Source organism: Mesorhizobium sp. C395A (assembly GCF_030323205.1).
Taxonomy (GTDB): Bacteria; Pseudomonadota; Alphaproteobacteria; order Rhizobiales; family Rhizobiaceae; genus Mesorhizobium.
Genome location: NZ_CP100473.1, coordinates 3,978,763 through 3,991,054 on the forward strand (window position 1 = coordinate 3,978,763; position 12,292 = coordinate 3,991,054).

Genomic DNA, 12,292 nt, shown 5'->3' on the forward strand with positions numbered 1-12,292 from the left:
CGTCAATCGACTCGTTTCCCAGCATTGTCGAACCAATGCAGCTTCTCGGCCCTGGCCACGACGCGCAGTTGATCGCCGGGTTTGGCCGTGGCGCGGCCGGCCACACGCACGACGATGCGGTTGCCGCCGGCGGCACAGTGAAGAAAGCTTTCGGCTCCCACAGGTTCGACCGCCTCGACCGCCGCAGGCAGAATAAGCGCGCCGGATGATGCCTCAGCACTGAAGGTGACGTCGGCATCCTCAGGGCGGAAGCCAAGCGTGGCGGCGTTCGTAGGCGCGAAGTCAACCGTCTTGCCGTCGGTCAGCGCCGGACCAGCCGGTCCTTGCGAAAGAGGCAGAAGGTTCATCGGCGGTGCGCCGATGAAGGAAGCGACGAAGGTCGAGGCTGGCTTCTCGTAGATGTCGAGCGGCGCGCCCGTCTGCTCGACCAATCCGCCATTCATGACGACGAGAATATCGGCCAGCGTCATCGCCTCAAGCTGGTCATGGGTAACGTAGACCGAGGTGACACCGAGCGAGCGCTGCAAATTCTTGATTTCGACCCGCATCTGGCCGCGCAGTTTGGCGTCCAGGTTGGAAAGCGGTTCGTCGAACAGAAAGACTTTCGGATTGCGCACGATTGCGCGACCCATGGCCACGCGCTGGCGCTGGCCGCCGGAAAGCTCGCGTGGGCGCCGGTCGAGCAGCGCCGTGAGTTCCAGGACCTTGGCGGTCGAGCGAACCCTGCTGTCGATCTCGTCCTTGGGAGTACCCCGGTTGCGCAACCCGTAGGCCATGTTGTCGTAGACCTTCATATGCGGATAGAGCGCATAGTTCTGGAACACCATGGCGATGTCGCGCTCGGTCGGACCGATCGTGTTGACGATCTTGCCGTCGATGGCGACGGTGCCGGAAGAAATGGTCTCAAGCCCGGCGATCATCCGCAGCAGCGTGGACTTGCCGCAGCCGGACGGCCCAACCAGCACGCAAAGCTCCTTGTCGGGAATGGCGATCGAGACACCCCTCACCGCCTCGACGCCGCCGGGATAGACTTTCTTCACATCCTTCAGATCGACGGTCGCCATCAGCTTCTCACTTTTCGGTATCGACCAGTCCGCGCACGAACCAGCGTTGCATCAGCACCACGATCAGGATCGGCGGCAGTATGGCCAGCATCGCGGTGACCATGACCAGATGCCATTGGGTATCGGCATCGGCGAAGGAAACCATCTTTCTAAGTGCGATGACGATGGTGTTCATGTCGTTGCTGTTGGTGACGAGCAGCGGCCACAGGTACTGCGTCCAGCCATAGATGAAGAGGATGACGAACAGTGCTGCGATGTTGGTGCGCGACAGCGGCAACAGGATGTCGAAAAAAAAGCGCCATGGCCCGGCGCCGTCGACACGCGCCGCTTCCACCAACTCACCTGGAATGGTCATGAAGAACTGGCGAAACAGAAGCGTGGCGGTGGCCGAGGCGATCAGCGGAATGATCAGGCCCGCATAGGTGTCGATCATGCCGAGATCGACCATCACCTTGTAGGTCGGCAGGATGCGCACCTCGACGGGAAGCATCAGGGTGATGAAGATCAGCCAGAAGAAGACCATCCGAAGCGGAAAACGGAAGAACACGATCGCATAGGCGGAAAGGATCGAGATGAAAATCTTCCCCACCGCAATGCCGAGCGCCATGATCGTGGTGTTGAGCAGCAATCGGCCGACACTGACGCCGCCGATGCGGCCGACACCGCCAAACAGCGCCTCGCTGTAATTGTTCCAGACCTGGTCGCCGGGCAAAAGAGGCAATGGCGGCTTGAGGATGGTCTGCAGCGTCTGCGTGGAGGCAACGAAGGTGTAGTAGATCGGGAAAGCGACGATCAGGATGCCCAGGATGAGCACGGCGTGGGCGATGAGGGCGCGAAGCGGGGACTGACCAATCATCGCTCGCGCTCAACCGTAGTGGACTTTGCGTTCCACATAGCGGAACTGGATGGCCGTGAGTGAGATGACGATGACCATCAGGATGACCGACTGCGCGGCCGAATCGCCGAGGATCAAATTGACGAAACCGTCATTGTAGACCTTGTAGACCAGCGTCTCGGTGGCCTTGCCCGGCCCGCCGCCGGTGACCGCATGGACGATACCGAAAGTGTCGAACAGCGCATAGACCGTGTTGACGACCAGCAGGAAGAAGGTCGTCGGCGCGAGCAGCGGGAAAACGATGGTCCAGAAGCGCTTCGTCTCCCCGGCGCCGTCCATGGCCGCCGCCTCTATCAACGTCTTAGGCACCGCCTGCAGCCCGGCGACGAAGAACAGGAAATTGTAGCTGATCTGCTTCCAGGCAGCCGCAGACACCAGCAGGATCATGGCTTGGTTTCCGTTGAGCAAGGGATCCCAGGCAATGCCGAGACCTCTCAAGGCGTAGGCCAGCGAACCGATCGAGGGGTTGAACAGAAACAGCCACAACATGCCGGCAATCGCCGGCGCCACCGCATACGGCCAGATCAGCAGCGTGCGATAAAGGCCTTTGCCGCGCACCACCTTCTCGGCCATGACGGCAAGCAACAGGGCCACACCCATGGCGACGATCGCGGTCGCCAGAGAGAACACCAGCGTAACTTTGATCGAGTTGAGGTAGGCCGGGTCGGCCAGCACCTTGCGAAAATTGGCGAGCCCGACGAACTTGCTCTTCAGCCCGAACGGGTCTTCCCTAAGCATCGACTGGTAGAGCGCCTGCCCCGTCGGCCAGTAGAAAAAGATCAGCGTAATGGCGAGTTGCGGCGCCACCAGCAGATAAGGCAGGGTCTTGTTGGGAAAGACGACGCGTGGAGACAGTGTGGTTCCCTCGCTGTGCAGGAAATCGTCCACGCGGGTCCGCGTGGACGAGGTTCAACTGACAAATCGCTTCAGTTTCCGATCGCTTCCTGAATCGCCTTGTTGCCGCGTGCGACCGCGTTGTCGAGCGCCTGCTGCGCAGTCTGCTGGCCGGCCAGCATCTTCTCGAACTCCTCGTTCTCGATGTCGCGCACCTGCGGCAGGTTGACGAGGCGCACGCCCTTCGAGTTCTCGGTCGGCGCCTTGCCCAGCATCTGCAGGATCGGCGTCTCACGGCCCGGATTCTTGTCATAGAAGCCGGACTTCTTGGTCGCCTCATAGGCAGCGAGCGTCACCGGCAGATAACCCGACTTCTGGTGCAGATACTCCTGCACTTCGGTCTTGGACAGGTAGGAGAAGAACGCCGCGACGCCCTTGTATTCCTCGTCCGATTTGTTGCCGAACACCCACAGGCTGGCGCCGCCCGGCGTGGTGTTCTGGGGCGCGCCCTTGGCGTCACTATCATAGGGAAGCTGGCCGATGCCGTAGTTCATGCCCGACTTGACGATGTCACCGAGACCCCCCGACGATTCGGTGAAGATGCCGCATTCTCCGGCAAGAAAGATCTGCTTGGCTTCGGATGTACGGCCGCCATATTTGAAGGTGCCGTCCTTGGCCAGGTCGGCGAGCGCCTGGAAATGATTGACGAAGATCGGCGCATTGATCTTGAGCTCGACGTCGGTTCCGGCAAGTCCGTTCTGGTTGGTGCCATAGGAAACGTCGTTCCAGGCAGCGAAGGCCTCAAGGTGGATCCAGGTCAACCACGTCGAGGTATAGCCGCAGGAAGCGGCGCCGCTCGCTTTGATCTTCTTGGCGGCTTCCCACACCTCGTTCCAGGTCTTTGGCGGATTGTTCACATCAAGCCCGGCCTTCTGGAAGATATCCTTGTTATAGTAGAGGATGGGCGACGAGGAATTATAGGGGAAGGACAGCATGGTCCCGTCCGGCTTCGAATAGTAGCCGACGATGCCGGGCAAATACTGGCTCTTGTCGAAGGTCACGCCGGCGCTGGTCAGCACATCGGCCACCGGCTTGATCGCACCTTCGGCGGCCATCATGACGCCGGTACCCACGTCGAACACCTGGATGATGTCGGGCGCTTGCCCCGCACGAAAGGCAGCGATGCCGGCATTCAGCGTTTCGGGATAGGTGCCCTTGAAAACAGGGAGAATTTCATAGTCGCTCTGGCTGGCATTGAAATCCTTGGCGATCTTGTCGACCACCTCGGCATTGGCGCCGGTCATTGCATGCCACCAACTGATCTGGGTGGCGGCGAAGGCGGAGGTGGTGGAAAGCAGGGTCAAGGTGGCGGCAACACCGGCCGCAAAGCCGAACAACTTCATGTTTCATCTCCCGTTTGTCATTGGCGAAAGGGGCGCTCCCGCGAACGCAATATGTGTCTCTGATGACAATCGGACAACGGATTTGTTGCTGTTTCGTGAATTTCATACCCGGCTAACTTCGCGCCCCCTCGCCTTGCAACGAGGACCGAGAGAAATGCCAAGCCGGCTCAGCGATAGAATGGGGCATGGTGGGCCTGCAAGGATCGCCGACCGCCCAGCGATGCGTGAAGGGCCCGCGTGACAGCGCCACGCACCTGCACCGTGCGGCCGCCAAACCGGCGCTCGGCCAGATCGAGATCGGCCGAGCGGCATCGCGCCAGGCGCTGCTGTAACCGTGCGTCTGGAATGAGACAGGATCGCCGCAACGTACAACCCGAAAAACCCGCTGTAGTTGTAGTTCGCATAACCGATTCTTCGTCAAGCGTGGCATACTAATCAAGTGGACGGCTTGATTGCTGTGGGAGAGCAGGTGGGGCGAGATGCTGACGGTCTATAATTGTATCGTGCATGAGCACGATCTGAGACTGGTCGCACTGGCAGCGCTCATTTGCGGTATTTCTTCCTTCTCGGCGGTCAACCTGCTTCGCCATGTCGACCGCTCGAGCGAGCGCAACCGCTATACCTGGCTGATGATAGCAGCCACTTCCACCGGCTTCGGTATCTGGGCGACGCACTTCATCGCAATGCTTGCCTTTTCTCCCGGAATCCCCAACGCCTACAATACGGAAATGTCGGCGCTTTCGCTCGCCGGTTCCGTCGCCCTGACCGCTGCGGGCATGTGGATCGCCACCTTGCGCCGGGGCATCGACTACCCTCTGGTCGGCGGCGCGGTCCTCGGCGCTGGTATCGCCGCCATGCACTATATCGGCATGGCCGCCTTCGAGGTCGAAGGGCGCATCGTCTGGAACCCGCTGCTGGTCGGCGTCTCGGTGCTGACAGGCGTCACCCTCGCCGCGCTGGCGCTGCTGGTGGTGTTGCGACGGCCGTCCATGCAGGCCACAATCGCCGCCGCCATCCTGTTGACGCTGGCGATCTGCAGCCTGCACTTCATCGCCATGGGCGCGGTGTCGATCTTCCCGGACTCCTCCATCGAGATATCGCAGTTCACGGTCGAACCGGTGTCGCAGGCCTTCGCCGCCGCTGCAGTCAGCCTGGCTATCCTGGTGCTTTCAGCCGCAGCATTGTGGATCGACCTTCGCTTCCGGCGTCACAAGCTCGAGGCCGAGCGCATGCACGGCCTCGCCAACGCCGCCGTCGAGGGGCTGATCGTCTGCGATGGCGCCCGCATCGTCAGCGCCAATGACAGCATCGCGGCACTCACCGGCATTGCGCCGGAAGTGCTGAACGCGATGCTGCTTGGCGATCTCTTCGGCGAACGCACCGCGGCCGGCATGTCCGACTGCAGCGGACAGGCACAGGAAGCCGAACTCAGAGCCCATGACGGCGCCACCATCCCCGTCGAACTTATCGCCAGAAGCATCGACTATTGCGGCAAGCGGCACAGCGTTGTCGCCGTGCGCGACATCCGCGAACGCCGGAAGGCCGAGCAGGAGATCCTGCGCCTCGCCCATTTCGACCCGCTGACCGGGCTCCCCAACCGCCGCAGTTTCTCCGGCCGGCTCGAGGCCGAAATTGCCGCAATGGACCGCGGCGGCAAGGGTGGGCATCTTGCGCTGCTGCTGCTCGACCTCGACCGCTTCAAGGAAGTGAACGACCTGTTCGGGCATGGCGCCGGCGATGCCATGCTGCAGAAGGTGGCGCTATGCGCCTCCGCCGTGCTCCGCCACGGACAGATGCTGGCGCGTCTCGGCGGCGACGAGTTCGCCATCATCGCTCCGAACCTTCCCGATCCGCAGGCGGCCGGCCGCATCGCCGAGGCGGTGCTGGCGGCCATGCGCGAGGAAAACCGGCTGTCGGTCGGTGGCGGGCTGGTGTCGGCCAGCATCGGCATTGCACTTTATCCGCTCGACGCCGATGAGCCGACACTCCTGGTCAGCCACGCCGACACCGCGCTCTACCGCGCCAAGGCCGAGGGCAAGGACACTTACCGTTACTTCGAGGCCTCGATGGGCGCCGAGGCGCGAGACCGGCGCGTGATGGAGCACGAACTGCGCCAGGCCATGGCGCGCGATGAGTTTCGCCTCGTCTACCAGCCACAAAAGGAGATCAGCAGCGGGCGGATGGTCGGGTTCGAAGCGCTGATCCGCTGGCGCCATCCGCAGCGCGGCGACGTGTCGCCGGCGACCTTCATCCCGGTGGCCGAAGACAGCGGCGTCATCATCCAGATCGGCGAATGGGTGCTGGCGACGGCCTGCGCCGAGGCAGCGCGCTGGAAGAACCCTCTCACCGTCGCGGTCAATGTCTCGGCGGTGCAGCTCCACAATCCGAATTTCAGCCGCAAGGTGCATGAAGTCCTGCTCGGCTCCGGCCTGACGCCCGGCAGGCTCGAACTCGAGATCACCGAAACGGCGCTGGTCAAGGACATGCCGCGCGCGCTGGCGACCTTGCGCCAGGTGAAGGCGCTTGGCGTGCGTGTGGCGATGGACGATTTCGGCACCGGCTACTCCTCGCTGTCCAATCTCCGCGCCTTCCCCTTCGACAAGATCAAGATCGACGGCTCATTCATCAAATCAGTCGACAGCAACGGCCAGGTGGCAGCCATCGTGCGCGCCGTTCTGGGGCTTGGCCGCGGTCTCGGCCTGCCGGTTCTGGCCGAGGGCGTCGAGACGCTGGGCGAGCTGAAATTCCTCGACGCCGAGGCCTGCGAGATCGGCCAGGGCTACTATCTAGGCCGGCCCAGCCCGATCGAGGCGTTCAGCGAACTGACCGGCGTCGCGGCGCCGGCGGCACACGACGACGCCAGCGTCAAACAACGCGGCGGCAGCATCTTGATGCTGCCGCCGGCGGCGGCCCTGCGCTCAGCCTAGAGCAATTTCAGGAAAAGTGTGAAACGGTTTTCCGTCCGAAATTGCGTCGAAACAAAAAAGTTAGCGCGGGTAGCCGTTTCGATGAAACGGTGAACCGCTCTAAGGGGCGAGTGCGGCCTCGACCAAGCGCTTGGCATCCGGTCCCGACCATTCGGCCGGTCCGTTCATATGCGCGATCAGGCAGCCTTCGCCGTCGATCAGCATGGTGACGGGGAGGCCTAGCGCCAAGCCACGCGTCTTGACGTCGTTGAACAGCGCCAGCGTCGAATCGCGGTAGTAGCCGAGCGACCCGATGCCGATATCGGCTAGGAACTTCTTGGGCTTCACATCGTCGCCGGCATCGACATTGACCGCGACCACTTCGAAGGCATCGCTGCCCTTTTCCTTCTGCAGCGTATCGAGCGCCGGCATTTCGGCGCGGCAGGGCGCGCACCACGACGCCCACAGGTTGAGCAGCACGGTCTTGCCGACATGATCGGCGAGCGTCATCGGCTTGCCGTCTGGGCCGTTGAAGGCGAGGCTTTTCAGCGATTGCGGCGGATCGGCGGGCAGCAATGCCGCCACCTGGCCGGTGGCTGCGGCGGCAACCTTTTTGGCGCGGTCGCTCTTGGCGGCGCAGGCGACGTCGTCCTTGCTGTTGCCCGCGCCGGCCGCAGGTGCGCTGCCGGTGGCTGCGTTGTTGCCAGACCCGCTCTCGCTGACATATACCGCGACCGCGCCGGCCAGCACGCCCGCCAGCAAAGCGGCGAGGATCAGGCGCGGGGCCGGGAAGTATCTGTTACCGTCTGCCATTTTTCTAAGACTGCTCCGGAGCACGGGTTATAGCGATGAGCGACAAGAAGGCCAGCAACCAGATGTGGGGCGGACGTTTTGCCTCGGGTCCGGCCGCGATCATGGAAGCGATCAACGCGTCGATCTCGTTCGACCGCAAACTTTATGCGCAAGACATAAGAGGTTCGGTCGCCCACAGCGAGATGTTGGCTGAAACGGGCATTATTTCGGCGGCCGATCAAGAAAAGATTGCTCACGGGCTGAACACGATCCTGAAAGAGATCGAGGCCGGCACGTTCGAGTTCTCGACCCGGCTGGAAGACATTCACATGAACATCGAGGCCCGCCTCGCCGATCTGATCGGCCCGGCCGCCGGCCGCCTGCACACGGCGCGGTCACGCAACGACCAGGTGGCGGTGGATCTCCGGCTCTGGGTCAAGGACGAGTGCTTTCGGGTCGCCGAGGCGCTGAAGGGGCTGATCTCAGCCTTGCTCGATCGCGCCGAGGAGCATGCGGCGACCGTGATGCCCGGCTTCACCCACATGCAGGCGGCGCAGCCGGTGACCTTCGGCCACCATTGCATGGCCTATGTCGAGATGTTTTCGCGCGACCTGTCGCGCGTCCGCGACGCCATCGAGCGGATGGATGAAAGCCCGCTCGGCGCGGCAGCGCTTGCCGGCACCAGTTTTCCGATCGATCGCCACAAGACCGCCAAGGCGCTCGGCTTCCGCGAGCCGATGCGCAATTCGTTGGACAGCGTCTCCGACCGCGATTTCGCGCTGGAGTTTTTGAGCCTGGTGGCGATCTCCGCCACGCATCTGTCGCGGCTCGCCGAAGAAATCATCATCTGGTCGACGCCGCAATTCGGCTTTGTCAGACTGTCGGACAGTTTCTCCACCGGCTCCTCAATCATGCCGCAGAAGAAGAACCCGGACGCCGCCGAACTGGTGCGCGGCAAGACCGGCCGCGTCACCGGCCATCTCGTCGGGCTGCTGACGGTGATGAAGGGCATGCCGCTGACCTATGGCAAGGACATGCAGGAAGACAAGGAATCGGTCTTCGACGCCGCCGAGACGCTCGATCTGATGCTGGCGGCGATGACCGGCATGGTGCGCGACATGACGGTCAATGCCGCCGCCATGAAGAAGGCCGCCGGCTCGGGCCACGCGACCGCGACCGACCTCGCCGACTGGCTGGTGCGAACGCTGGGCCTGCCCTTCCGTGAGGCACACCATGTCACCGGCGGCGCAGTGGCGTTGGCCGAAGAGAAGAAGGTGAGCCTTGAAAAGCTGTCGCTGGAGGATCTGCAGTCGATCAACCCCGGCATCACGGCAGACATCTTCTCGGTTCTGGCGGTGCAGAATTCGGTGAAGAGCCGCACCAGTTTCGGCGGCACGGCGCCGTCGGAGGTCAGGAAGCAGATCCGCAGCTGGAAAAAGCGCATCGCCAAGGCATGATGCCGGGGTGCAATGCGCCTAAAACTCGGTTAAAAGCGCAGCATATAAAGTTTCGGACGGATGGATCGATGACCGCAAGCAGGATTTTGGTGACGCTGACGCTGCTGACGGCGATGGCTGCCGTGACCGCTTGCGGCCGTAAGGCTGGTCTCGACACGCCCTATGAAGCGGCCGTCCAGGCCCGCAAGGACGCCGAGCGCGCCAAACAGCCGGTGCCGCCGGAGCCGGAAAAACCGGTCGTGGACAAGAAATTCATCCTCGACCCGCTGATCTAGGGCCGATGAGACCGGCTTGGTCTTTCTGACCAGGTCTCGTGCTAACCAGGTCTCGTGCTCCAACTTCCGGAAACACTCTCGTGAACCATTTCGATTACCGCGACGGCGTGCTCCATGCCGAGGACGTGGCGATACCAGACATCGCCGCAAGCGTCGGCACGCCGTTCTATTGTTATTCGACGGCAACCTTGACCAGACACTACCGGGTGTTCGCCGGGGCCTTTGCCGGGCTCGACACGCTGGTCTGTTACGCCTTGAAGGCGAATTCCAACCAGGCGGTGCTGCGGACGCTGGCAAAGCTCGGCGCCGGCGCCGATACCGTCTCGGAAGGCGAAATGCGCCGCGCGCTCGCCGCCGGAATCCCGGCCAACAAGATCGTGTTTTCCGGTGTCGGCAAGACCGCGCGCGAGATGGATTTCGCGCTCGAGGCCGGCATTCTCTGTTTCAATGTCGAATCCGAGCCGGAGCTTGAATTGCTGTCGGCCCGCGCCACCGCGCTCGGCAAGGTGGCGCCGGTGTCGCTGCGCATCAACCCGGATGTCGACGCCAGGACGCACAGGAAGATCTCCACCGGCAAGGCCGAGAACAAGTTCGGCATTCCCTGGCAACGGGCGCGCCAGGTCTATGCCCGCGCGGCCGGTTTGCCGGGCACCAAGCCCATCGGCATCGATACCCATATCGGCAGCCAGATCACCGAGTTGCAGCCCTTTGACGATGCTTTCGCGCTTCTGGCGGAACTGGTCGGCGCGCTGCGCGCCGATGGCCACGCCGTCGAGCATGTCGATCTCGGCGGCGGCCTCGGCATCCCCTACCGCACCGACAACAGCCCGCCGCCTCTGCCCGATGCCTATGCCGAGATCGTCAGGAAGCACCTGACAAAGCTTGGAGTGAAGGTGATGTTCGAGCCGGGCCGGCTGATCGTCGGCAATGCCGGCATCCTGGTCTCGGAAGTGATCTTCGTGAAGGAAGGCGACGCCAAGAACTTCCTCGTCGTCGACGCCGCCATGAACGATCTGACCCGGCCGACGCTCTACGATGCCTTCCACGACATCAAGCCGGTGGTGCAGCCGCCGGCCGACACGCCGCGCATGGCGGTCGACGTCGTCGGCCCGGTCTGCGAGACCGGCGACTATCTCGGCCTCGACCGTGACCTGCCCCGGCTCAAGTCTGGCGACCTCATTGCCGTCACCACCGCCGGCGCCTATGGCGCGGTGCAATCCGGCACCTACAACACCCGCCTACTTGTGCCTGAGGTTCTGGTCGACGGCGACCGTTTCCATGTCGTACGCCGGCGCCAGACCTATGACGAGCTTATCGGCCTGGATTCGGTGCCCGACTGGCTGAAATAGAAGCCGCAGCGCCGGCTGCGCTACAGCCGGTTTTGGATGAGCATCCTTGTGTCGGCGATCCTGTCCTCGTCGCGGCGGTAGAACGTCCATTGCTTGATGCGCTTGGGCCGCAGCAGGCCGGCCTGGGTAAGCACGCGCATATGTTCGGAGAGCGTCGCCTGCGTAATGCCGAGCTTCTCCGCGATCAGCAGCGCGCAAACGCCGTCCTCGACCAGATCGCCGTCTGCCTGGGCCGGGAAATGCGCCTGCGGATCCTTCAGCCAGTCGAGGATCTGCAGCCTGCGTTCATTGGCGATCGCCTTGAAGACATCAACCTCTTGCATTTAGCCATTTTGCCAAGTTACTAATTGCTGTCAATCCCAAGGAGATGGTCATGACGAACGGCAACACCGTCACGCGCGAACGCATTGCCGCGATGGAACCGCGCATCCGCCGCTATATCAGGCACACGCCGGTGCTCCGCGTCGACATGGCCGATTTCGACCGGCCGCCGCTGGCGGTCGACCTCAAGCTCGAATGCCTGCAGCATTCCGGTTCGTTCAAGGCGCGCGGCGCCTTCACCAATCTGCTCGAACGGCCGGTGCCTGCGGCCGGCGTGGTTGCGGCTTCGGGCGGCAATCATGGCGCCGCGGTCGCCTATGCCGCCATGCGGCTTGGCCACAAGGCGACGATCTTCGTTCCCGAAGTCAGCCCACCGGCCAAGCTGCAGCGCATCCGCGGCTACGGCGCCGAACTGATGGTCGGCGGCGCCCGCTATGCCGAGGCGCTGGCCGCCAGCGAGGCTTTTGCCGAAAAGACCGGCGCGCTGCAGATCCATGCCTTCAACCAGGAGGAAACATTGGTCGGCCAGGGCACGCTCGGCCTCGAAATCGAAACCGATCTGCCAGACATCGACACGCTGCTGGTCGCTGTCGGCGGCGGCGGCCTGATCGGCGGCATCGCCGCCTGGTTTGCCGGCCGCATCAGGATCATCGCCATAGAGCCCGAAGGCGCGCCGACGCTGCATCGCGCCTTCGAAGCCGGCCACCCCGTCGATGCGCCGGCCGAAGGCGTCGCCGCCGATTCGCTGGCGCCCAAACGCGTCGGCGAGATGATGTTCCCGATCGCCGAGGCCTTCGTCGAACGCTCCATCCTGGTCACCGACGACGCCATCATCGCCGCGCAAAAGGCGCTGTGGGAGCGGGTGCGGATCATCCCCGAGCCGGGCGGCGCAGCGGCCTTCGCAGCGCTGCTGTCCGGCCGCTACACGCCGGCGCCGGGCGAGCGGATCGCCGTCCTTGTCTGCGGCTCGAATACCGATCCGGCGAAATTCTAAAC

The 12,292-nt window shown here is 63.1% G+C and carries 12 protein-coding genes; 6 read left to right on the forward strand and 6 right to left on the reverse strand.

Annotation, left to right across the window (positions count from 1 at the left end):
• Positions 1-2: 2 nt before the first annotated feature.
• From NLY37_RS19415 to ugpB, 4 genes are all read right to left on the reverse strand, one after another.
• Positions 3-1,064 (reverse strand): sn-glycerol-3-phosphate import ATP-binding protein UgpC, encoded by a 1,062-nt coding sequence (locus NLY37_RS19415; RefSeq protein WP_023742882.1) that lies wholly within the window; start codon positions 1,062-1,064, stop codon positions 3-5.
• Positions 1,065-1,071: 7 nt separating this feature from the next.
• Positions 1,072-1,920, reverse strand: a complete 849-nt coding sequence (gene ugpE, locus NLY37_RS19420; RefSeq protein ID WP_023694018.1) for a sn-glycerol-3-phosphate ABC transporter permease UgpE — start codon at positions 1,918-1,920, stop codon at positions 1,072-1,074.
• Positions 1,921-1,929: 9 nt separating this feature from the next.
• Positions 1,930-2,814, reverse strand: a complete 885-nt coding sequence (gene ugpA / locus NLY37_RS19425; RefSeq protein WP_023731064.1) for a sn-glycerol-3-phosphate ABC transporter permease UgpA — start codon at positions 2,812-2,814, stop codon at positions 1,930-1,932.
• A gap of 71 nt (positions 2,815-2,885) precedes the next feature.
• Positions 2,886-4,196: a sn-glycerol-3-phosphate ABC transporter substrate-binding protein UgpB gene (gene ugpB / locus NLY37_RS19430; RefSeq protein ID WP_023685331.1), complete on the reverse strand. Its 1,311-nt coding sequence runs from the start codon at positions 4,194-4,196 to the stop codon at positions 2,886-2,888.
• Positions 4,197-4,381: 185 nt separating this feature from the next.
• Between ugpB and NLY37_RS19435 the strand changes: the two genes are divergently transcribed.
• Together NLY37_RS19435 and NLY37_RS19440 are read left to right on the forward strand one after the other, a co-directional pair.
• Entirely contained in the window at positions 4,382-4,528 is a 147-nt protein-coding gene (locus NLY37_RS19435) for a hypothetical protein (RefSeq protein ID WP_023685332.1), read from the forward strand.
• 147 nt (positions 4,529-4,675) lie between these two features.
• Positions 4,676-7,123, forward strand: a complete 2,448-nt coding sequence (locus tag NLY37_RS19440) for a bifunctional diguanylate cyclase/phosphodiesterase (RefSeq protein WP_023742883.1) — start codon at positions 4,676-4,678, stop codon at positions 7,121-7,123.
• A gap of 99 nt (positions 7,124-7,222) precedes the next feature.
• On the opposite strand, the gene tlpA is transcribed toward NLY37_RS19440, so the two are convergent.
• Entirely contained in the window at positions 7,223-7,915 is a 693-nt protein-coding gene (tlpA, locus tag NLY37_RS19445; protein ID WP_023742884.1) for a thiol:disulfide interchange protein TlpA, read from the reverse strand.
• Between the two features lie 35 nt (positions 7,916-7,950).
• On the opposite strand from tlpA, the gene argH reads away from it, so the two are divergent.
• The 3 genes from argH to lysA all read left to right on the forward strand — a co-directional run bounded on the left by argH (position 7,951) and on the right by lysA (position 10,975).
• Positions 7,951-9,351, forward strand: coding sequence for an argininosuccinate lyase (argH, locus tag NLY37_RS19450; RefSeq protein ID WP_023742885.1), 1,401 nt, complete (start codon positions 7,951-7,953; stop codon positions 9,349-9,351).
• A 68-nt stretch (positions 9,352-9,419) separates the two neighbouring features.
• The gene (locus NLY37_RS19455; RefSeq protein ID WP_023673325.1) at positions 9,420-9,626 is read left to right on the forward strand and encodes a hypothetical protein; all 207 of its coding nucleotides are present in this window, start codon (positions 9,420-9,422) and stop codon (positions 9,624-9,626) included.
• 80 nt (positions 9,627-9,706) lie between these two features.
• On the forward strand, positions 9,707-10,975 hold the full coding sequence (gene lysA, locus NLY37_RS19460; RefSeq protein ID WP_023742886.1) for a diaminopimelate decarboxylase: 1,269 nt from the start codon (positions 9,707-9,709) through the stop codon (positions 10,973-10,975).
• 20 nt (positions 10,976-10,995) lie between these two features.
• Here lysA and NLY37_RS19465 read toward each other — a convergent pair whose 3' ends face one another.
• Positions 10,996-11,298, reverse strand: coding sequence for an ArsR/SmtB family transcription factor (locus NLY37_RS19465; protein ID WP_023694025.1), 303 nt, complete (start codon positions 11,296-11,298; stop codon positions 10,996-10,998).
• 50 nt (positions 11,299-11,348) lie between these two features.
• Between NLY37_RS19465 and NLY37_RS19470 the strand changes: the two genes are divergently transcribed.
• Positions 11,349-12,290 carry a threonine/serine dehydratase gene (locus NLY37_RS19470; protein WP_023737448.1) on the forward strand — a complete coding sequence of 314 codons (942 nt, stop codon included), beginning with the start codon at positions 11,349-11,351 and terminating at the stop codon, positions 12,288-12,290.
• The last annotated feature ends 2 nt before the right edge of the window (positions 12,291-12,292 follow it).

Coding starts and splice junctions, on each gene's coding strand:
- NLY37_RS19415 (WP_023742882.1), bottom strand. CDS start 1,064: ATGGCGACCGTCGATCTGAAGGATGTGAAGAAAGTCTATCCCGGCGGC.
- ugpE (WP_023694018.1), bottom strand. CDS start 1,920: ATGATTGGTCAGTCCCCGCTTCGCGCCCTCATCGCCCACGCCGTGCTC.
- ugpB (WP_023685331.1), bottom strand. CDS start 4,196: ATGAAGTTGTTCGGCTTTGCGGCCGGTGTTGCCGCCACCTTGACCCTG.
- NLY37_RS19435 (WP_023685332.1), top strand. CDS start 4,382: ATGGTGGGCCTGCAAGGATCGCCGACCGCCCAGCGATGCGTGAAGGGC.
- NLY37_RS19440 (WP_023742883.1), top strand. CDS start 4,676: ATGCTGACGGTCTATAATTGTATCGTGCATGAGCACGATCTGAGACTG.
- tlpA (WP_023742884.1), bottom strand. CDS start 7,915: ATGGCAGACGGTAACAGATACTTCCCGGCCCCGCGCCTGATCCTCGCC.
- argH (WP_023742885.1), top strand. CDS start 7,951: ATGAGCGACAAGAAGGCCAGCAACCAGATGTGGGGCGGACGTTTTGCC.
- NLY37_RS19455 (WP_023673325.1), top strand. CDS start 9,420: ATGACCGCAAGCAGGATTTTGGTGACGCTGACGCTGCTGACGGCGATG.
- NLY37_RS19465 (WP_023694025.1), bottom strand. CDS start 11,298: ATGCAAGAGGTTGATGTCTTCAAGGCGATCGCCAATGAACGCAGGCTG.
- NLY37_RS19470 (WP_023737448.1), top strand. CDS start 11,349: ATGACGAACGGCAACACCGTCACGCGCGAACGCATTGCCGCGATGGAA.